Below are 20,808 nucleotides of genomic sequence, written 5' to 3' on the forward strand. Positions count from 1 at the left end.
ACGACAGTGCTCACCGGCCGGCGGCTCGGTAATCAGCCTCCCGCTCGAGAACCAAGATCCCCGTCAAGGACACGCTGATCGACTCCCATTAGGCGCGTTGGCTTCATCCCGGCCAACCGGCCGCGCTCGCGGCTGACGTCCCGATCGTCCCCGTGGTGTCCATCGGCGGGCAGGAGAGCCAGCTCTACCTGTCGCGCTGCACTTGGCTGGCGCAACTACCGCAACTCGACAAGCTGGCGCGGCTCAAAATCCTGCCCCTCTCGTTCGGCTTCCCGTTCGGGTTGAGCCTCGGGCTGACCCTGAACCTGCCGATGCCCACCAAGATCGTGACCCAGGTGCTCGGCCCGATCGACACCGTCGCCGAGTTCGGTGAGGAACCCGACCCCGACGAGGTGGATGGCTACGTGCGCTCGGTGATGCAGCATGCCCTGGACGAGTTGGCCGCCGAACGCCGGCTCCCGATCGTCGGCTGACCATGGCCTCGTCGACACTTCTGGACCGCGTGGCCGAGTTGCGTGAAGTACTGGCCACCCTGATCCGGGCGCGACTCCTGGCTGCGCTGCGACCCGACAAGTACGTACGGATGGTCGCGGCCGTCCGGCGTGAAGGCACGTCGACGACGATCGGTATCGCGACGTCGGCTCGCCGCTGTCCAAACCGACCCGCCCTGGTCGACGAGATCGGCACCCTCACCTATCGGCAGCTCGACGGTCGGTGCGACGCATTGGCGACAGCGCTGCAAGGTCTTGGCGGCGGGACGCCGGAGACATGGCGCGGCGTCGACAATCGCGATTCGTCGGCGCTGATGATCTGTGCCAATTCGCCGACGAAGACCGGTGGATAGTCCGCGGACCCCGTGGCTGACATCCACTCCGCTGCGAGATCTGGCCGACCGATCCACTGTCGTGCGCTGCCTTCCGAGTCCACCTCCTGCAGGATCATCAGTTCCCGGTCGTCGTCAAACGCCCGGTATATCCAGATCTTTCGGACACCCGCCCGTCGGAATCGGTTGAGCCCGCTGTGCACTTTGGCCAGCAATACTGCAACCTCCTCCACCCGGGCGATGACACCGATGATCAGTCCCGGCACCTCCGTCCCGGTCGCGTCTTCCGCTAGGTCGATCTTTTCGACGACTTCACCCGCGAAGACCGCGGGTATGTCGTTCACGCCCGCAGCGTCGAACCACTCGAAGATCAACGGTGTCCGGAGGAGTTCCTCGACAGATTGCCGGTGCCGGATACCGACCGTTACAAGGACGCGTCCGGACTCCCAAATGGAGCTATACATCACGAGATGGTGGGCGCCCATGCCGCTCAACAGGATTCGGCGTCGGTCCAGCATTGAACGCATTCGCGCGACGTCGTCCACTCGATAGTCCATCGCCAGCACAACGGAGTGCAGTTCGCTATCGACCATGACGACACCGCCTTGTGACAGATGCCGTTGCGCGGTCGCCCGCGCGACGGCAACCGCTGGATTCCTCGTCCCGGTTCGAGTGCGGACGATGGAGGAGGGTCGCGTCGACCACCACGGTGATGGCGCCGGTCGTCATTGGCGTCATATCCCTAGTCACTGACCACGGAGTAGCTTCTCAGGGTTCCGCAGGCGCGACTCTACTCTGAACCAGAAAACTAGCAGTGCCGTCAGAAAATCAAATGATATACCGAGGTATCACCGCACTATAAAACATGGGTATTGCCATCAATGTGATCTAAGTCTAACTTGGATTAGGTTGTGTCCTGGGTCGCTCAGTGGTGGCCCTCGACGATGTCGTCAGACGGAGGAAAGACGCGTGGTTGTTATGCCAGCAAGGCGGGCGCTATGCCCGAGCTCGGCTGAGCCCATCGGCCAAGCATGTCAAGCGATGCTGCGAACCCGGCGGCGAATTGAGTGAGTTCATGACCAAGCCCTCGTTGAGGCAGATCGAAAATCAAGCTGGCGCAGGCGATTACCGTGGAGGTATCCAGTGATGCGGAGCGTGCAAAGCGAGGCTGATCGTGAGACGCCACTGGTGATCGATGGCGATGACGACCTTGAAGCCGACGATCAGCGGGGACTAGAGGGACCCGGGTCCGAAACAGACGTCGGAGAGGCCGAGGTGGCGGACTCAGCCGACGACGAGCCGAAGATCGGCGAGGCAACGGCTGAGCCGGCGGACAGGCGCCGGATGCCGCGCGTGCGCCTGGCGACGATCTTCGGCGTCGTTGCTCTTCTGTTGTTGGGCGGCCTGACCGGTTGGCTGGGTTTCCGCGCTCATCAGGCCCGCCAGGCCGATGAGCAGCGAGCCATGTTCCTTTCGGTCGGTCGGCAGGGCGCGCTGAATCTGACCACGATCGACTGGCAGGAAGCCGACACCGACGTGGCGCGCATCGTGGATTCGGCCACCGGCAACTTCCGCGACGATTTCCAGAAGCGTTCCCGGCCGTTCATCGACGCAGTCAAGCACGCGCAGTCGAAGTCGATTGGCACCATCACCGAGGCGGGTCTCGAGTCTGAATCCGACACCGACGCCCAGGTCCTGGTCGCGGTCGCGGTCAAGACGACCAATGCCGGTGCAGCAGAACAGCGGTCGCGCGCATGGCGCATGCGGATCTCGGTCCAGAAGGTCGGCGATCAAGACAAGGTGTCAAACGTGGAGTTCGTGCCGTGACCACTCGACAGACCGACGTTCCCGCCGACGTCACCAGCGCCAGCCACGACACTGCATCGTCGGAGGTCACTCCCGGCGACTCCGATGGCGAAGAGACTCGGGAACCGGCCACCGACGACGTCACCCAAGACGTCGACGAGACGACATGCGACGAGGCCGTTGGGGACGCGGCGCCGGACGCCGAAGAAGTCCATCCAGACGATGGCGGCTCGACCAAGCGCGGGGTCAACTGGTCTCGGGTACTGGCCTTTGGTGTGCTGCCCGCGCTCGCACTAGTGCTGGCGGTGGCGGCGGGGTTCCTCAAATGGCAAGACTCCTCGGTGCGGGACGCTACGGTTGCCGGCGTTGAGTCGGTTCAGGCCGCCAAGGACGGCACGACTGCGTTGCTGTCCTACAAGCCCGACACCGTCGAACAACAGCTCGGCGCGGCGCGGGATCTCCTCACGGGTGACTTCCGGGACTCCTATACATCGCTGACCCATGACGTAGTCATTCCTGGGGCCAAGCAGCAGAAGATTTCGGCGACGGCTGTAGTACCTGCCGCGGCGTCGGTCTCTGCGAGCCCGAGCCGTTCGGTGGTATTGGTGTTCGTCAACCAGACCGTCGTCATGGGCAACGGTGCGCCGACCGAAACGGCGTCCACTGTCAAGGTGACTCTCGACAAGCTTGGCGGCCATTGGTTGATATCTGGATTCGATCCCGTCTAGATGGCGACACGTCATGAAGACAACGCACCGTAGGTTCGTGGCCGGAGCAGCGCTGCCGCCAACAGTATGGCTTGGCATGCGGCGGTCAGGGCTCGCGTCGATGTGGTGGCGTGCCTGGTGAATGTGACTGTGCGCCAGGGCTATAACTCCGCCAACGCAGATGGCGTGGTGGTCGTTGGACAGACCGTCGACGACCGAAGCCGACTACAGCAACCCCGACGATTGCCACTTCGCGCATCTGATCAATCAGACGGTCAACGAGTCGGGCTCGGAATTGACTTGGCAGCCGCGCAATTCTGCTTCTGGGGTACCCTCCGTCGGCGGCGCCGTAACACATGGGGAGGGGCGCGCAAAATGACCATGCACCACAGGGTTTCGCCGAACAGGACCCGAAGCAGTCTCGCCTTGACCGCGATCGCGGTGGTGTTGGCGGCCGGGGCGTCGGTGGGCATTCCGGCGGCGCGCGCTGACAATAAGCGGCTCAACGACGGTGTGGTCGCCAATGTGTACACGATTCAGCACCAAGCCGGCTGCACGACGAAACAGCGCATCAACCCGCAGCTGGAGCTAGCCGCCCAGTGGCACACCAACGACGTACTCAACAACCGAGCGCTGGATGGCGACATCGGCAGCGACAATTCCACTCCACCAGACCGCGCCAAGGCCGCAGGATACTCCGGGCGAGTTGCCGAGACAGTCGCCATCAATCCCGCGTTGGCGATTAGCGGTATCGAACTCATCAACCAGTGGTATTACAACCCCGCCTACATGGCGATCATGCAGGACTGTGCCTACGACCACATCGGGGTGTGGTCCGAAAGCAGCCTCGACCGCACCGTAGTGGTCGCGGTCTACGGGTCGGATGCGGCGTAAACAGATGAATCCAATCCCGACTACGACATTAGCGATGTCGAGTACGACGTCAACTGGTTCGCCTGGACTATGCGGGGCGTCCGCGCGGCTGACCGGTTCACATGGCGACGTTAGGTATTCCGATGCATGACACGCTGTCCCTCAGTTCTCGCCGACGCCGGTTCACGCTCGGCGTCGGTGACGATGTGCCACACCCTCGTCGCGTCATCGTCACGTTGCGCGCCGTGCTGGTGATGGTTCTGGGCGTGAGTTTGTGGACAGCCGGGCACGCCAGAGCTCAGACCCCAGTCGAGTATCTGATGGTGCCGTCCGCGGCGATGGGCCGCGATATACCGGTCGCGTTCCAGGGCGGAGGCGCGCACGCGGTGATCCTGCTCGACGCTTTCAATGCCGCACCTGATGTCAGCAAATGGGTTACCGCGGGCAATGCGATGAATAGCCTTGCAGGCAAGGGCATCTCGGTGGCTGCACCAGCGAGCGGCGCATGGAGCCTCTACGCCGATTGGGAGCAGGACGGCAGTCGCCAGTGGGAAACCTTCCTGTCGAGCGAGTTGCCGGACTGGTTGGCCGCAAACAAGGGTCTCGCACCCGGCGGCCACGGAATCGTTGGCGCCGCCCAGGGCGGTACTGGTGCACTGATGATGGCGGAGTTCCACCCGGACAGGTTCCGTTACGCTGGCTCGCTGTCGGGCTTCCTCACGCCGTCGTCAACCACGTTCAACGGCGCGATCACTGCGGGCCTCGCGCAGTACGGCGGCGTAGATACCCGGAACATGTGGGGTTTGCCGCAGCTTGGTCGTTGGAAGTGGCACGACCCCGACGTTCACTTGCAACTGCTCGCCGACAACAACACACGGCTCTGGGTTTTCAGCCCGCAGACCCTCACATGCAGCGATCCCGCGGCGATGATCGGCTACTGCGATCAGGCACAAGGGAGCAACCGCAGCTTCTACTTGCATTACCGCGGCATCGGCGCCAACAACGGACACTTCGATTTCCCGGCTGGCGGTCAGCACGACTGGTCGAGCTGGGGACCACAACTGGCGGCCATGTCCGGCGACTTGTCTGCAACCATCAAATAGCGAGGAAAGCACATGCGCCGCGTGAAAAAGACTCTGCAGGCAATGGTTGTCGCGCTCGGCATTATCGGTGTGCAGACCGCCCACGCAATCCCTGCGGCCGCTGACCCATCCGATTTTTCCTGCCCGCTGAAGTTGTTCTTCGTGTGCAGGATGGTACCGGTCGCACCCGATCTGGATCATGACATCGATCTGACCAAGGAACCGCCTCCATGGGATTCCGCTGTGCCGCCAGCAGATTCACCACCGGCTGGCGACGTTTGTATCGATGGCTGTAGCTAACTGGTACCGCAGAAGTTTCGAACGACAGGGAGCAGATCTACGTGGGTATCGGTATTCAGGTTGAGGGACTGACGAAGTCCTTCGGGCCCCAGCGAATCTGGGAGGACGTCACCTTCGAGATCCCCGCTGGTGAGGTCAGCGTGCTGCTCGGCCCGTCCGGTACCGGCAAGTCGGTGTTCTTGAAGTCGTTGATCGGGCTGCTGCGCCCCGAGCGCGGCAAGATCGTCGTCGATGGCACCAACATCATCGAGTGTTCGGCCAAGGAGCTCTACGAGATCCGCACCCTGTTCGGGGTGATGTTCCAGGACGGTGCGCTGTTCGGCTCCATGTCGCTGTATGACAACACCGCGTTCCCGCTTCGTGAGCACACGAAGAAGAAGGAATCCGAAATCCGCCAGATCGTCATGGAGAAGCTCGACCTGGTCGGTCTGACCGGTGACGAGACCAAGTTCCCCGGTGAGATCTCCGGCGGTATGCGCAAGCGCGCCGGGCTGGCCCGCAGCCTGGTCCTCGATCCGCAGATCATCCTGTGCGACGAGCCCGACTCCGGTCTGGACCCCGTCCGCACCGCGTATCTGTCGCAGCTGCTGATCGACATCAACGCCCAGATCGACTGCACGATCCTGATCGTCACGCACAACATCAACATCGCCCGCACCGTGCCCGACAACATGGGCATGCTGTTCCGCAAGCACCTGGTGATGTTCGGCCCTCGCGAGGTCCTGTTGACCTCCGATGAGCCGGTGGTCAAGCAGTTCCTCAACGGGCGCCGGATCGGGCCGATCGGTATGTCGGAGGAGAAGGACGAGTCGACGATGGCCGAGGAGCAGGCCATGATCGACGCCGGTCACCACGACGGTGGTACCGAAGAGGTCGAGGGCGTTCCGCCCCAGGTCAACGCGACACCCGGTATGCCGGAGCGCAAGGCTGTGGCCCGTCGTCAGGCGCGGGTGCGCGAGATCATGCACACCCTGCCGCCGGCCGCGCAGGAAGCCATCCGCGACGACCTCGACCGCACCCCCGCATACGGGGCGCGGGAACTGGATTACGACGAGCATGCTCAGGCCTTGGCCGGAAACTCCGGACAATGATGATATCCGAAAGGTGATGCACCATAATGGATCCCAACCCCGACTACGACGCAAGTGATGAGGTCGAGTACTTCTTGAATTGGTTCCCGTGGGCGCTGCGTGGTGTCTACCCGCCACCGGCGTACCCGCCTGTTTAAGGGGATGCGGTGCCCAGCGCATCCCATGACATAGCCGGAATGCTTACTGGTCCACAAGCGGCAGCTAGTCAACCCGTCGTGGTTTTTTAATAACAGCGCGCGGCTTCGAAACCGTTGCTGCTTAAGGGCGCTGCCATTCTCGACGTCGCTGCGGCCGCGCTCGCCAGGCATGGCCATGAGGCCACCTACGCGGCGCCAATGACACGACGGGAAGCAGGATGAAAGGCGGCGGGCAGGTGCCAATCCACGTGAGCTCGAAAGCGAGTAGATCATGACTAGACCGATCAGGACGAGTTCAAGAAGCTGCCACCCACACGACGAGCAGACTCAAAAATATCTGTCTCCTAAGGCCGATAGGCTTTTATCTCCCAAGCGCGGCAAGACGATAACGGCACTAACCGTGGTTTCGATCGCTGTCGGCTCCCTCGCGCAGGCCCCAGTACCCGTGGCGCATGCTGTTCCGGCGCCCGAGGTCGAGTACACGTACAACGTGATGGTGCGCCGACACTATGACTTTCCAAACAATGACGCGATCGGCTACGGCCACGGGATCTGCGACAAGGTGCTTAGCGGCGAGGGCTACCCGCAGATCATGGCAGAGGTAAAGAGTGACGTACTTCCGAACGACGAGTTCGCGGCGAATTACCTCGTTTCCTACGCAGTCGGCATTCTATGCCCCGCGCAGATCTGGCAGTTGCGTAACTCCGCGGCAGGTTATCGACCACCACCCGGGTAAGCGCCGACCTTCAACGCGGCGGGTGTGGTTCGGTCTTACTGGCGATGGCATCGGCGTAAAGCAGCCTCGCGCCTCGCCTTTCGTTGCCCGAATGCCAACCCGGATCGACGTACCGGTTGCGTACCGGATCAGGACTCCGCGCTCAGGGAGAGCAGGCTGATCGCCACCATCACGGTGACGATGGTTGTCGTGATGCAATACTCCCCAACCGATCTGGCGCCACGAAGCGTGGTCACTGCGGTGATGAATGCATAGCCGACATAGCTTGATGCGATCCGACGCCGAGAACGCCGGACTGCAAATCCGTTGGGGCGAAATCCCCGGAGGGGGTGTTGACACAACCGCCGAGACACTTGCGTCGAAAGAACTGAGAGATTCTCGTCAGTCAACTAACGCAAAAAATGTTGCGGTAGATTTCCGCGCTGCGCGCTGCGCGCAGCGGCGTATCGGGGACGTCTGCGGTCTATTGCCGACGGCGTCAACGATTGGCGGACGAATGCCGCTGCGGCGAAACTTCGCTTACGTTCAGAGGCGCCGAAAGACAATGCGTATCAGTGTTATTGGCTAGAGCGTCCTGTGTGCAGTCGGCTGTGATCGCCGAGTCGGCGCAGGTCCGGTTCGACACCGTGCGCACCCAAAACAGTATCGACACCAAGAAGCGAACCGCACGATATTAGAACCCGTTTCTCTCCACTCCTCGCCGATCTAGCAAATCGTCTCGCTCCTCCCAAAATCCAACGATTTTTCGGTACGAAGTTTAACCATGAACGCCACCTCGACGTCTGCGTACTCGGCGCCTTCCAGGTCAGCAAGAACGGCGACCTTGCCAACTGGCACACCGGCGCCCCGGACGCGATCCCGCCGTCGGCGGCCATGGACCTCGCCATCGGCGCTAAACGCGTCTTCGTCATCATGAGCCTGTGCGCGAAGGACGGAACCGCAAAACTGGTTCCCGCATGCACGTACCCACTCACTGGGTTGCGCTGCATGAACCGCGTCTACACCGAACACGGCATCTTCGACCTCGACACCCACGGCGACAGCGAACCGCGCATCGCGAGACTTTCTCATCTCAACCGACCAGCTGACCGCCAGATTCAGGCCGGGAACCGCGGCCAGCTAGCGCCGCACTACACCGTGAACCGTTCCGCTTTGGCTCAAAGGAAACGCAAAAGCTCCACATAGATTGCACATCAGTTGGGGTGTCTCAATGGAGTCATGACTCTGACATTGGACGCGGCTGCGCCAGCGCCGATTGCCGACGATGGCGACGTGCCCCGGCGCCGACGGATCAGTTCGGGTACCTGGGATCGGATTGGTCTCGGTGTTCTCCTAGTCGCGACCGCGGTCATGTACCTGTGGAACATCACCGTCAACGGGATGGGCAATCAGTTCTATGCCGGTGCGGCGCAAGCTGGTTCGACGAACTGGGAGGCGTTGCTGTTCGGCTCGCTGGACTCGAACAACTTCATCACCGTCGACAAGCCTCCGGTGTCGCAATGGGTAATGGGCTTGTCGGGTCAGATCTTCGGATTCAGCAGTGCGAGCATGCTGGTTCCCGAGGCGTTGATGGCCGTGGCGGCGGTGGCGCTGCTCTACGGCGCGGTGCGTCGGATCAGCGGACCACGCGCGGCCTTGGTGGCTGGGGCGGCGGTGGCGCTGATGCCCGTGGCGGCGTTGATGTTTCGGTACAACAATCCCGACGCGGTGATGGTGTTGCTGATGATGGCGGCCGCATATTGCGCGGTGCGCGCGTTGGAACGAGCGAGCGCGAAGTGGATCGCGTTGGCAGGGGTGGCGTTGGGGTTCGCGTTCCTGGCCAAGATGCTCGAAGGGATCATGCTGATGCCGTCGATCGGCCTGGTGTATCTGGTCGCAGCGCCGACCTCGGTCCGTCGCAGACTGTTGCATCTGCTCGGCGCGCTGGGGGCATTCCTGGTGTCGGCGGGTTGGTTCGTCGGGCTGACGCTGCTGTGGCCGGCGCCGTCACGGCCCTACATCGCGGGTTCGACCGACAACAACTTCATGAATCTGGTCCTTGGCTACAACGGGTTCGCCCGCGTCCTCGGGCGTAACCACGGCGATCCCGGACAGCAGCCGGGCGGCGGCGCGGCGAGCGGTGCGCACCCGGACGCCGGAGCGGTCCACCATGGCGGGTTCGGCGGTCCGGGTCGTCAGGCGGCCGGTCTGGGGCGGCTGTTCTCCGGAGAGTTCGGGTTCGAAATCGGCTGGTTGCTTCCCGCCGCGCTGCTCGCCGTGGCGCTGGTGCTGGTGTCACGGCGGCGCGCCCCACGCACCGACCTCGTCCGCGCGGGCGCCATCCTGTTCGGCGGCTGGATGCTCGTCGACGGACTGGTGCTGAGCTACATGAGCGGCACGATCCATCCGTATTACTGCCTGTCCTTGGCACCTGCGGTAGCAGGATCATTTGCGATCGGTGTCAACGAGGCGTGGGGCAAGCGATCCTCGTGGTTCGGCCGCGTCGGACTCGCGGTGCTCATCGGGTCGACCGGCGTATGGAGCTGGTGGCTCCTTGGCCGCAATGCACAGTGGCTGCCCGCGCTGCGCTGGACGATTCTGGCGATGACCGTCGCGGCGATCGTGGTCTTGCTGCTCTCGCTTGCCGCACCGCAGCGCCGACGGCTGGCGGCCGGATCGCTGGTACTGGGGCTTGGCGTAGCACTGGCCGGTTCCACGGCCTACGCGCTGGCGACCATCGGGCAGTCCCACGCCGGCGGCAACGCCAACGTAGGGCCCGCGGCCCCAATGCAAGCGGGCCGCACGGGCGGCGGCATGCACGGCCAGAACGTCGACAACGCTGCACTGGACAGCCTGCTCGACGGCACCCTGACCAAGTGGTCGGCGGCCGTCGACGGATCGTCGACGGCAGCTGGTTTGGAGTTGTCGACCAACACCCCGGTCATGGCCATCGGCGGCTTCTCCGGCTCGGACCCCGTCCCGACCTTGAGCCAATTCCAGCAGTACGTGGCCAACCATCAGGTCACATACTTCATCGCGCCGGACGACCAGCGCGGCGGACCTGGCGGCGGCAAGCAGCACTCGGACATCAGCAACTGGGTCGCAGCAACCTTCGCACCGATCAAGGTCGGCTCCGACACCGTCTACGACCTCGCGACGCCTGCTCACTAAGGCGCCTCCTCCCAGTCCGGTCCGAGGTGGCCACGAGGTTGGCTGCCTACGGTTCCGGCATGGTGACAAGTGCTGGCGTGATCGCTCCCCTCGGTGCCGAAATCGCGTTCCTGGTCGGGAGCGTCGCCGCCGCCGTGGTCGCTGCGATCGTCGCGATGGAGAAGCAACGCCGCCCGATCGTCTGGGCGATCATCGGCTTCTTCGCCACGTTCGCCGTGGCCAGTGCAGTCCACGCCGTGCTCTGAAGATCTGGCGTGCGCGACGGTTCAGTGCGAAGGGGTGCCGATCTGTCCGGCCAACCACGGCAGTGCATCGGAAAACGCGTAGGCGGCGAACTGCCACGTGTGGAAGGTCGCGATGGTGTGCACCGAACACGAGATGTTCACCTTGGTAGCGGCGTCGCATAGGTCCTGGGCGGCGCCGACCTGGTCTTCGGCGCCGTTGCGAAACTCGTCGTGACCGCCGAGGCCCAGAGCGTTCGCCGGTTGCGGGGGCGGTTGAAATCCGCCGGGGAGCAGCTTCTTCATCTGCTCGTCGGAGACCTTGGGGGTGTCCTCGAACCAGCCCGACACCCCGACGTAGGGGCCGTGCTTGGCCATCACGGTCGCCGGGTCGTAGGCCGCCCACTGCGCGGCGTCGCCCCCGTAGAGGCGGTCGATGGTCTGCTGTTTCGTGCCCGCGATCGGTCCGTGGTCGCCGGCGATGTCTACGAATGCGTGGAACAGCTCGGGATGGGTCACGGTGAGATCGATCGCGCAGGTACCGCCCATGGACCATCCCACGATGCCCCAGTTGGCGGGGTCGGGGGAGCCCCCAAACTCCGAGATCACATAGGGGCGTACGTCTTTGGTGAGATGGTCGGCCGCGTCGCCCCGCGGCCCGTTGACGCATTCGGTGTCGTTGTTGAAGCTGCCGCCGGAGTCGACGAAGACGAAGATCGGCGCCTGGCCGACGTGGGCTTGGGCGTAGCCGTCGATGGTCGGCTTGATGTTGCCGCTGCGCATCCAGTCCGCCGGAGTGTTGAACTCACCGCCGATCATCATCACCACCGGCAGTCGCGGCGGCGTGTCACCGGAAAACCACGCGGGTGGTAGGTAGACGTATTCGCTGCGGTGCTTGAAACCGCTTGCGGTGTCTGGGATGTCGACCTCGACCAGCTTGCCGCTCGATGGGTGGGTGCCTCGGAGCCCGGGCAGACCGCTCGCTTCGACCTGATCGGGCAGCGGGCCGGCCGTCAGACCGCCCCATGCGGCCTGCAAGGTGGGGTAGTAGCCGACCCACTGATTCAGCGCCAACAACGCCGCGAACAACGACAACGGGATCGCGAGCACCGACAGGGTGCGTCGCCGCCACCCTGTGCCGCGCCAGCCGAGCGCGGCCACCGCAACTGTGCCCACGAAGACGCCGATCCAGATCCACAGCGTCAGCGGCGCCGGGTCGGAGGCCAGCCCCTCGGAGTCCGTGTACAGCCGCGCCCCCAACGCTCCGAGGACCGCGATGAGAACGCTCACCGGAACCCAGAGCAGACGCCAGCGTTTGGTCCGCCAGCCCAACACGGCCACCACGGCGACGACCGTGACGATTTCGATGGTGAGCGGAAACCATCCGCCGAGCAGCGAGACGCCGCTATGGAATGCATGAAAGTCCGGCGGCGGCAATTGCGGTGCCGGTGTGGGTGCCGGCGACGGAACCGGCGGGGGATTGAGCGGCAGCCCGAACACGGTGCTTGCGGTTTCCCTTCTCACCCAGACGATCCGGGCCCGGTGCGTCGGTGCCGCGGGCCGCCTCCACGGTAGAGCCGTCCCGGCCGTACGCGCATCTGCCGCAGGTCGTAGCGGTTTCTAGAACTCGCCACGAGGCACATAGGTAACTCCCATGTCCATCCGTCATGATCGCCGAAGAAATTCTGTGTCGGGTCGGGCACTGAAACTGGCAGCAGGCACAGACAAGGCGGCGATACTGAGTCTGATGTCTACCCGAGCCTTGGCCGTTGCACTGATGGGCGCCGCTGTCATCACCTCGGTCGCGGCGTGTCAGACACCGAGCACCCCAGCTGTGACCACCACGGCTTCGAGCACCGCACCGTCGAGCACCGCACCGTCGAGTAGCGCGCCCCCGAGTGCCACGCCGACGAGCATCGCTCTGACACGCCAGCCGTGCGATCTGCTCACCCCTGAAGTCGCCAAGAAGTACGCCGGCGGCGACGCCCAACGACAGCTCACCTACGAGTCCAATCCGCCGATGCCCGTTGGTGACAACGCGTGCTACTACACCGGCAGCAATCGATCCGTGTCCGTCGAGGTCTTTCCGGTGCCGACCGATCCCACGGCGCCGGTCAACCACTTCCACGTGATTCGTCCGGAGAATCGGGTTGAAGGCGTCGACTATGAGGCCTATTGGTTCGCCGCGGGTGGAAGCCTCGTTGCCGTGAAGGACGGCCTTCTGATCAGTGTCAACGTGTCCAACAAGGGCGCCGCCCAAACCGATCAGGACCGGGCCGACGACATCGAACTCGCCAACCTGGTCGTGCCGCAGGTCGGCTGACCCCGGTCGAGGCTGTGAGCGTGCGCCAAGGCTGCGCGAAACTATCTCCCATTTCTGATTCACGGCGCCTCGAATCGTGGTCTGATCAGCACTGATGTGTCTGATTGCGGGCACCAAGAATTTGCCAAGGCGTTGCTAGCAGCATTCGTGGTGACCGAAGGGAAGCCACATGTCCGGAATGGGGCGCACGTCCGCATGGACCGCCATCGCGGTGTTCGCCGTCGGCGCAGCGGTGTCGTCGCTGGCCCTGTGTCCCGCGAGCTCGGCCCAACCCGCGGATCCGGCGGCGCCACAGGCGTTCCGCCCGTGCGACTGGGTGACCACGGCCGAAGCATCCGACATCCTCGGCAAGCCGGTGACTCCCGAGCCGACCGACGACGCGGCAGGGTCGAACGGTCCGCACTGCTTCTATGCCGTAACCGGAGACGGCACGGGTCTCGGGATCACCTCCGAGCTGTTGCTTCCAGGCGCGTCCCTGGTGGACGCGGGCACCAGGCTCGCCAACGCCGCGACAGAACCCGGCGCCGAGACCGTCGGCGGGCTCGGCATCAACGCGGAGTGCGTATTCGAGCCGCAGGTGACACCGCCGTCCACCACCATCCTGGTTCTCCTGGACGGAGGTCGCATCTACCGATCGACTGCCGCGTACGAGTACTGCGACACCGTCGAACGCTTCGCCCGAACGGCGATCACCCGGATCAACGCCTAGCCACTCACCGCTCAACCAACGTTACGAAAGGAACCGTCTTGAAGCACATTTCGACCAACGCCGCCGCCTGGCGCGCCGGCCTCGGCATCGTCGCTGCGGCGTCGCTGTTGCTGACCGGTTGCTCGTCGTCCTCGAATTCGACTGCTGTGCAATCGAGCCCGAGTGCATCGGCCTTGGCATCGGCGCCTGCGGCCACACCCGCGGCAACCCCCGCCGTGGCCAATGGCCCCGAGCGTGCCATCGGCGACGTGCCCTGGCCGCAGGTCGGCCCCGGATGGATGCTGGCCGTGTGGACCCCCGTCACGCCACACATGCCCGGCAATCAACCCGCGCCGGGCGAACCGACGCTCGAGACCGCCACCAACGTGTTGTACCTCGTCAGCCCGGCCGGTGACCGTTACTCGATCACCGAGTTCCCGCCTGCCGACCGCCTGCCGGTCCTGGTCGACTGGTCAGGCGACGGTAGCCAAGCCCTGTTCAAGTCGACGCACGGTGTCGAGGACACGGCGATCTCCATCGATCTGCACACCGGCGTACGGACCTCCGTTCCGGTCCACGGCACCCCGGCCTACACCCGTCCGGACGGCAAGGCGCTACTGGAGGCCGGCTTCAACGAAGACGAGTCCCGCACGCTCAAGCGGATCGACATGGCAGGCACCGAGCAATTCGTCTACCCGATCAAGGATCTGGGCGGTGCGGGAAGGTTCGGTGGCGACTACTTGGAGACGCCCGACGGAACTCAGCTCGTGTTGGCCACCGAGAACCTCGGCAACGAGATCGCGCCGAGGACCGACAACAGCCTGGTGGTAATGGGCAACGACGGGTCGATCGTCCGCACGCTGGCGACGCCGATGCCCGAGGCGAAGTGCTCCCCGGTGAAGTGGTGGACCCCCGGCGTGGTCCTCACACACTGCACCAGCGGCGCAGGAGAGCAGCTATGGAAGGTCCCGCTCGACGGCGGCAAGCCCACCGCGTTGACCGGGTTCAACACGCACGAGGAGAACGATCCTCACTTCGAGGACAACCTGGGCAACTGGAACGCATACGAACTGCCCAGTGGCACGTTCCTTCCGACCGCGGGACCATGCGGCACCGCATTCGTGTCCCGGCTGACACCGGATGGGGGCACTCAACGGGTGGACATCCCCGGCGTCTCCGACAGCGTCGAACTCGCAGGCGTGAGCGGTGACAAGCTGGTGGTCGTCGGAGAGGTCGGGTGCGGCGGTGGGACATCGCTGGTCACCTACGATCCCGTGGCCAACACCTCGACCGTGCTACTCGGGCCGCCGATCACCAAGGGCGGCGGCATCGAGTATGTCCGTCTCTACCCGAGCGAGAAGTGAGGCACACCGTGAAACGGCTCACTGTATTGGCAGCGGTGGCAACGGCTTTCGCAGCAACCGTCGGAATGCCTGCCACCGCACAGGCCAACTCCGCGCCGCCGTGCCAGACGGGGCAGGTGGTGGCCCAGTACGGGTTGGAGCAGTCCGCTTCTGGTCATCGCGAAGTAGTGCTGAAGTTCGTCCTGGCACCCAGTGATCAGCCGTGCACGCTGACCGGCTACCCCGGCGTCGATACCGGAGACGGCGGCCCCCTGCTGCACGCCGAACGCACCCTGTCCGGATTTCAGGGCGGACTGCGGACCGACGAATTGCCGACCGTGACGGTGGCAGCCGACCAGCCTCAGTACGCCGTGGTGGAAGGTGTCGCCGTGGACAGGAACGACTACAACCGGCTGTGCCCGACGTACACGCAGCTCCTGGTGACCGCGCCAGATACCACCGAAACATTCACCGTCCCAGTAGGAATCGACACATGCGAACTTCAGGTACACCCCATGGGGTCGGAATGGTGATCCGCAAGCCGCTCATCGCCTTGGCCGCCGCCGCGGTCTTCGCGACGATGTTCAGCGCTCCCGCGTCCGCACAACCGGCGACTCCGGCCGCGGGCTGTGCGGACCTCGGCGGGACGGTGCGGACCGACCAGACGTGCCACATCGAGACCAAGACCGCCACGTACTCGTTCGACGTCGAGTATCCACTCGACTATCCCGATCAACAGACGCTGACGGACTTCGTGACGCAGGACAGGGACGACTTCCTGAACTTCGTTGCCACGCTCCCGCCACGCGATTGGCCGTACGAACATGGGGTGCAACCGCACGCCTACCGGTCGGGAACCGCGGCCTCGGGCACCGCCAGCGTCGTCTTCGAGATCTACCGCGACTTCGGTGCCCACCCGGTGACGGGATTCCAGTCCTTCAACTACGACGTGGGCACACATACCCCGATCGCCTTCGACGCTCTGTTCAAACCGGGAGTCGACCCGGTAGCGGTGCTCGACCCGATCGTCCAGCGCGACATGGACAAGCACTCGGAGGGCTACCCCGGTCCAGTACCGCCAAATACCTTGGGGGCGCGGACGTACCAGAATTTCGCGTTGACCGACGATGCGGTGATCTTCTACATCCCGCAAGGCATGTGGCTCTCCCAAGTCGCTGGGCCACAACGGGTCTCGGTGCCTCGCTCGGAGCTGGCGTCCGTGCTGGCTTAGCAGGGGCGACGGATCGAGCCGCACCCTGCCAGAAGGCAGCGTACGGCTCGATCAGCGAGATGACCGGTGTGCTAGCTCTTTTCGCAGGTGAATTGGCAGACGTCGATAAAGCCGTTGCGGAACAGATCGGCACTGCCGCTCAGGTAGCGCAGGTATCTGTCGTAGACTTTGCGCGAGGTGACCGCAATCGCCTGGTCTTGTTTGGATGCGAGATTGCCCGCCCAGGTGTCCAGGGTGCGGGCATAGTGCGACCGCAGGCCGTTGAACGCGGGTCACCTGAAATCCGGCGCTGGCGGCGTGTTCCTCGACCTGAGCGATGAGCGGCAGTCGGCCGCCGGGAAATATCTTGTCGAGGATGAACTTGACGAACCGCAGGCGCGACATGGTGATCTGCAGTTGGCGTTCGTGGTATTCATCTGTGCTGGGGGCGACGATGCTCTGCAGCAGCATCACGCCGTCGTCGGGCATCAGCTTGTAGGCCTTCTGAAAGAAGTCTTGGTACTTGGCGAAGCCGAAATGCTCGAAGGCGCCGATCGACACGATGCGGTCCACCGGCTCGTTGAACTCCTCCCACGACGACGGCCGTACTTCCATACGGTTGTCGCCGGGCGAGCCGTCGAATAATCGCTCGATGTGTGTCTTCTGGTTGTGCGACAGCGTCAGACCGATGACGTTGACGTCGTGCCTCTCGACAGCACGCATCATGGCTGCACCCAGCCGCAACCGACGTCGAGCAGGGTCGTTGCCATGTTCGCGACGGGGCTGCACTGCGCGGTCTCCCGCCGGGCAGTATCAGCTCACCGACCACCGTCTGGTTGTCCGCCACCCCAGTGATTCGTTGCCGACGCCATCGTGGATGGGATGAGTCGGTAATCGCTCTGTCAGCTGGACTGAGGCAAGTCGAGTCAGCAAATCCCTGCAAACAATCCAATCCCTGCAGACAATGGTGTACGACGAAACTGTGGAGTTCATGGAGCTGTTGGCTACACAACGGGAGTTCTCGGCATACGGCCCATCGCACTTGGTGGTGCTCGGGATCTTCGTGATCGGCGCTGCGTTCCTGGTCTGGATCGGACGCAGGCAGACCGAATCGCAGGCGCGGCTGCTCGGCCGCGTCCTGGCCGTCCTGCTTCTTGCGGTGTTCATCGCGGCGCTGGTGTACAAACTGATCCGGCCCACCATGGATACTTCGGTGCCGCTGCAGCTGTGCGACGTCGCGGAGCTCGTGGCGGTCTATGCCCTGTGGTCGCAACGGCATTGGGCGTTCTCACTTACGTACTTCTGGGGCCTGGTCCTCAGCTCACAAGCGTTGATCACCCCGGACATCGGCACACCTGAGGAAGGTGCGCCCGACTTCCCGCACCATCTGTTCGTCACGTTCTTTGCGCTGCACGTGCTCGTCGTCTGGTCGGCGATCTATCTCACGTGGGGGCGTGGGATGCGGCCGACGTGGCGCAGCTACCGGTTCGCGGTCGTCGCAACAGTCGTATGGGCGGCATTCACCTTCACGTTCAACGTGATCGCGGCAACCAACTACGGCTATCTCAACGCGAAACCGCCCACCGCGAGCGTGCTCGACGCGTTGGGTCCGTGGCCGGTGTACGTGCTCGCCGAGACCACCATCGTCATCATCGTGTGGGCCTTGATGACCTGGCCATGGGAGCGGAAACGGCTACACGCCAACGACGGCTCACAGGTCGTCTGATCGTGCAGTCCGGTCGACGGCAAGCGAGATGTTTACCGAACGTTCCCCAGCGGTTCCATCCCTCGGCTGGCTTCACGGTGGTGCGTGCGCGAGCATCCAGTGGTGCCTACTCATCGTCTGAGCACTGCCGGGGAGATCCCCGATACCGGAATCCCGCCGGCAGTGGCCGCCAACATGTCGATGGACGAGCAGTTCGAGTGGCATCAGGCCAATCTCCGTCGCCATCGCGTGTCGCGGCGGAACTTCTTGCGTGGCTCGGCAGCTGCGGCGGCGGTCGCCGCGGTGGGGCTGTCGCCGTTCGGTCGTCGTGCCTATGCCGAGGATGTGCAACTGGCGGTGGCAAACCGGCGGGTCGGGTATGGCAGCGATGCATCCAGCCAGTTGCGTCTCGCGGCGCAGCTGTCGCGAAACCCGAAGGGCACCAAGGTCTTCCTCGACCACGGGCCGACACCGGCGCTGGGCGCGAGCGTCGAGGCGGAGGTCCGCAACCTGGTGACTCAGATTCCCGCAGGTGATGGCGGGGTGCTGGGAGCCGAACAGTTCTACGCCCACGCTCCCGTCGACGGCCTGCCTGGCCGCATGCCGCACTTCTATCAATGGCGCACCGCGGACGGATTCATCACCGACGTCCGCTCGGCGACGACCGGGATGCCCAGTGTGCGAGATGCGGTGGGCCCGTTCCGGTTCACGATGATCGGCGACCAGGGCACCGACGAGACACCGCTGCTACCGCCGGGCCTCACTGCCGGCGACTACGACGACAACTACTACAAGGCCGACAACGATCCCACCGTCCCGCACACCACCAACGTGATGAACCAGATCATCGCGTCCAACCCGGACTTTCACGTGCTCGCAGGCGACATCGCCTACGCGGACCCCGACGGTGCGGGGAAGCCTCCGAAGTTCATGAAGTCGGGCAAGCCTCCGTCCGGCTTCGACAGGTTCAACCCCTTCGTGTGGGACGTCTACTTCGGGTTGATCGAGGCCAGTGCGTCGACGACGCCGTGGATGTTCGCCACCGGCAACCACGACATGGAAGCGGCGTACCCGACGCACGGCTACGGCGGGCATCTGGCGCGGATGGACTTTCCCGGCAACGGCCCCAAGGCGTGCCCGTCGGTGTACTCGTTCACCTACGGCAACGTCGCGGTGCTCTCACTGGATGCCAACGACGTCAGCTACGAGATCACCGCCAACACTGGGTACTCGCACGGCGCCCAAAACACCTGGACGGAGCGCACATTGGCCGCGCACCGCGCCAACCCCGACATCGACTTCATCGTGTGCTTCTTTCACCACTGCGCATACTCGACCACCGCGTCGCACGCCAGTGACGGCGGAGTTCGGGCGGCGTGGACCAAGCTCTTCGATCGCTACCAGGTCGACCTGGTGCTGCAGGGCCACAACCACGTCTTCGAGCGCTCCGACCCCATCCGGGCCAACACGCCGACGACGGTCGCCGCCGACAACGGCATCGTCTACCCCGAAACCGACGGCACCGTCTATTACACGGTCGGATGCGGCGGCCGGCCACGGTACGACTTTCAGCCAGGCGAGCTGGAGAGCTACCGCGGCAACGAACTCGCCGACACGTTCGTGCCCAACAGCTACGTCTGGGACGCCCAGGGCGGCAAGCAAGAAGAGGCGGTCGGCTGGTCGCGGGTGCGGTACCGCGGATATGCCTTCATCCGGGTCGACGTGCGTCCGGGCTACCTCGTCAGCGAGATGGACGTGGTCGCCGTCGACGAATATGGTCGCGAGTTCGACAAACTCACCTACCGCCGCCAGGTGCGCAGCTAACCTGAGTCTGCTCACAGCGAGCGCACAGGTTCGGGGAGGCAACCAAATGGCCATGAGTTTCCGAACCAACAACCTGGACTGAACTACCTCACCGAGGTAGCCAGGAAACCGAGATCTTGTACAAGTACGGGTTCGAGCTGTGCCCGCACTCATGTACGCAGGCATCGTCGGCCCCCGCGGCGACGCGTACGAAACGAACCACACGATCACCGCCGAGGAGGCGGAGGAGTACCACGGCGAACAACTCGCGACGCTGGCCCGCGCTCAGGTCGACTTGGTCGAGGCGATGACGTTCAACTCCGTGCCGGAGGTCATCGGGCTGTCGCGCGCCGCCGCGAGAGCGGGCCTGCCGCTGTCGGTCTCGTTCACCCTCGACAACAGCATGAGTCGGCTGGTGTCGGGGCCGACCCTGAAGGATGCGATCGAGACGGTCGACGGGCAGACGGGTGATGACAGGCCCGCGTTCTACGGCATCAACTGCTCGCACCCGTTGGAGTTCATGCCGGCCATCGAACCGGGCGCGTGGTTCGAACGAGTGCGTTGCCTGCGACCCAACGCCGCGATGATGGACAAGATTTCGCTCTGCACGCTCGGGCATCTCGAGATGGGTGACCCAGCGGGGCTCGGCGAGCTCATGGGCGGGCTGGCCCGGCAATACCCGCACATCGACATGTGGGGCGGTTGCTGCGGAACGTGGGAGACACACCTCGACGAGATCGCGCGCAACGTGCGTCAGGCGTCGGCCGTCGACGCCTAGAGCATTGCGGTCTAGCCGCGACTGCTCCGTAG

General features: G+C 64.1%; 17 protein-coding genes and 6 pseudogenes. 21 read left to right on the forward strand and 2 right to left on the reverse strand.

Annotated elements, in window-relative coordinates; translation table 11 throughout:
• Positions 1-119: 119 nt before the first annotated feature.
• From HNP02_RS36130 to HNP02_RS36185, 13 genes and pseudogenes are all read left to right on the forward strand, one after another.
• Positions 120-473 (forward strand): annotated as a pseudogene (locus HNP02_RS36130) (glycerol acyltransferase); the annotation flags it as partial.
• 2 nt (positions 474-475) lie between these two features.
• Positions 476-844, forward strand: coding sequence for a hypothetical protein (locus tag HNP02_RS36135; protein WP_184445478.1), 369 nt, complete (start codon positions 476-478; stop codon positions 842-844).
• Positions 845-1,969: 1,125 nt separating this feature from the next.
• Positions 1,970-2,650: an Mce protein gene (locus HNP02_RS36140; RefSeq protein ID WP_184445479.1), complete on the forward strand. Its 681-nt coding sequence runs from the start codon at positions 1,970-1,972 to the stop codon at positions 2,648-2,650.
• The gene (locus tag HNP02_RS36145) at positions 2,647-3,357 is read left to right on the forward strand and encodes a hypothetical protein (protein ID WP_309241813.1); all 711 of its coding nucleotides are present in this window, start codon (positions 2,647-2,649) and stop codon (positions 3,355-3,357) included. The genes HNP02_RS36140 and HNP02_RS36145 overlap by 4 nt, the downstream gene beginning before the upstream one ends.
• Positions 3,358-3,717: 360 nt before the next feature.
• Positions 3,718-4,212 (forward strand): annotated as a pseudogene (locus HNP02_RS36150) (CAP domain-containing protein); the annotation flags it as partial.
• Positions 4,213-4,463: 251 nt separating this feature from the next.
• Positions 4,464-5,312: an alpha/beta hydrolase-fold protein gene (locus HNP02_RS36155; RefSeq protein ID WP_184445586.1), complete on the forward strand. Its 849-nt coding sequence runs from the start codon at positions 4,464-4,466 to the stop codon at positions 5,310-5,312.
• A gap of 12 nt (positions 5,313-5,324) precedes the next feature.
• A complete protein-coding gene (locus tag HNP02_RS36160; RefSeq protein WP_255507379.1) occupies positions 5,325-5,591 on the forward strand; it encodes a fibronectin-binding protein in 267 nt (88 codons plus the stop codon).
• 41 nt (positions 5,592-5,632) lie between these two features.
• A complete protein-coding gene (locus tag HNP02_RS36165; RefSeq protein WP_184445480.1) occupies positions 5,633-6,682 on the forward strand; it encodes an ABC transporter ATP-binding protein in 1,050 nt (349 codons plus the stop codon).
• Positions 6,683-6,708: 26 nt separating this feature from the next.
• Positions 6,709-6,819 (forward strand): annotated as a pseudogene (locus HNP02_RS43255) (CAP domain-containing protein); the annotation flags it as partial.
• 400 nt (positions 6,820-7,219) lie between these two features.
• The gene (locus HNP02_RS36170) at positions 7,220-7,555 is read left to right on the forward strand and encodes a DUF732 domain-containing protein (protein WP_375373752.1); all 336 of its coding nucleotides are present in this window, start codon (positions 7,220-7,222) and stop codon (positions 7,553-7,555) included.
• Between the two features lie 771 nt (positions 7,556-8,326).
• Positions 8,327-8,740 (forward strand): annotated as a pseudogene (locus tag HNP02_RS36175) (CoA-transferase); the annotation flags it as partial.
• Positions 8,741-8,773: 33 nt separating this feature from the next.
• The gene (locus HNP02_RS36180; protein WP_184445482.1) at positions 8,774-10,705 is read left to right on the forward strand and encodes a glycosyltransferase family 39 protein; all 1,932 of its coding nucleotides are present in this window, start codon (positions 8,774-8,776) and stop codon (positions 10,703-10,705) included.
• Between the two features lie 59 nt (positions 10,706-10,764).
• Positions 10,765-10,950, forward strand: coding sequence for a hypothetical protein (locus HNP02_RS36185; RefSeq protein WP_184445483.1), 186 nt, complete (start codon positions 10,765-10,767; stop codon positions 10,948-10,950).
• Positions 10,951-10,971: 21 nt separating this feature from the next.
• Here HNP02_RS36185 and HNP02_RS36190 read toward each other — a convergent pair whose 3' ends face one another.
• Complete coding sequence (locus HNP02_RS36190) at positions 10,972-12,450, reverse strand: alpha/beta hydrolase-fold protein (RefSeq protein WP_309241814.1); 1,479 nt, start codon at positions 12,448-12,450, stop codon at positions 10,972-10,974.
• A gap of 223 nt (positions 12,451-12,673) precedes the next feature.
• Between HNP02_RS36190 and HNP02_RS36195 the strand changes: the two genes are divergently transcribed.
• The 5 genes from HNP02_RS36195 to HNP02_RS36215 all read left to right on the forward strand — a co-directional run bounded on the left by HNP02_RS36195 (position 12,674) and on the right by HNP02_RS36215 (position 16,511).
• Positions 12,674-13,249, forward strand: coding sequence for a hypothetical protein (locus tag HNP02_RS36195; RefSeq protein ID WP_184445484.1), 576 nt, complete (start codon positions 12,674-12,676; stop codon positions 13,247-13,249).
• A 169-nt stretch (positions 13,250-13,418) separates the two neighbouring features.
• Positions 13,419-13,958: a hypothetical protein gene (locus HNP02_RS36200; protein ID WP_184445485.1), complete on the forward strand. Its 540-nt coding sequence runs from the start codon at positions 13,419-13,421 to the stop codon at positions 13,956-13,958.
• A 38-nt stretch (positions 13,959-13,996) separates the two neighbouring features.
• Complete coding sequence (locus HNP02_RS36205; RefSeq protein ID WP_255507382.1) at positions 13,997-15,301, forward strand: hypothetical protein; 1,305 nt, start codon at positions 13,997-13,999, stop codon at positions 15,299-15,301.
• An 8-nt stretch (positions 15,302-15,309) separates the two neighbouring features.
• Positions 15,310-15,813, forward strand: a complete 504-nt coding sequence (locus HNP02_RS36210) for a DUF4232 domain-containing protein (protein ID WP_309241815.1) — start codon at positions 15,310-15,312, stop codon at positions 15,811-15,813.
• Entirely contained in the window at positions 15,774-16,511 is a 738-nt protein-coding gene (locus tag HNP02_RS36215; protein ID WP_184445486.1) for an esterase, read from the forward strand. Before HNP02_RS36210 ends, HNP02_RS36215 begins: the two co-directional genes overlap by 40 nt.
• 71 nt (positions 16,512-16,582) lie before the next feature.
• Here HNP02_RS36215 and HNP02_RS36220 read toward each other — a convergent pair.
• A pseudogene (locus HNP02_RS36220) lies at positions 16,583-17,251 on the reverse strand (class I SAM-dependent methyltransferase); the annotation flags it as partial.
• Between the two features lie 230 nt (positions 17,252-17,481).
• On the opposite strand from HNP02_RS36220, the gene HNP02_RS36225 reads away from it, so the two are divergent.
• The 3 genes and pseudogenes from HNP02_RS36225 to HNP02_RS36235 all read left to right on the forward strand — a co-directional run.
• Positions 17,482-18,216 carry a TIGR02206 family membrane protein gene (locus HNP02_RS36225; protein WP_375373753.1) on the forward strand — a complete coding sequence of 245 codons (735 nt, stop codon included), beginning with the start codon at positions 17,482-17,484 and terminating at the stop codon, positions 18,214-18,216.
• Positions 18,217-18,390: 174 nt separating this feature from the next.
• On the forward strand, positions 18,391-20,019 hold the full coding sequence (locus HNP02_RS36230; RefSeq protein WP_221318429.1) for a metallophosphoesterase: 1,629 nt from the start codon (positions 18,391-18,393) through the stop codon (positions 20,017-20,019).
• A gap of 133 nt (positions 20,020-20,152) precedes the next feature.
• Positions 20,153-20,776, forward strand: a pseudogene (locus tag HNP02_RS36235) (homocysteine S-methyltransferase family protein); the annotation flags it as partial.
• Positions 20,777-20,808: the final 32 nt, after the last annotated feature.

It is taken from the genome of Mycobacterium sp. AZCC_0083 (assembly GCF_014202335.1).
GTDB lineage: Bacteria > Actinomycetota > Actinomycetes > Mycobacteriales > Mycobacteriaceae > Mycobacterium.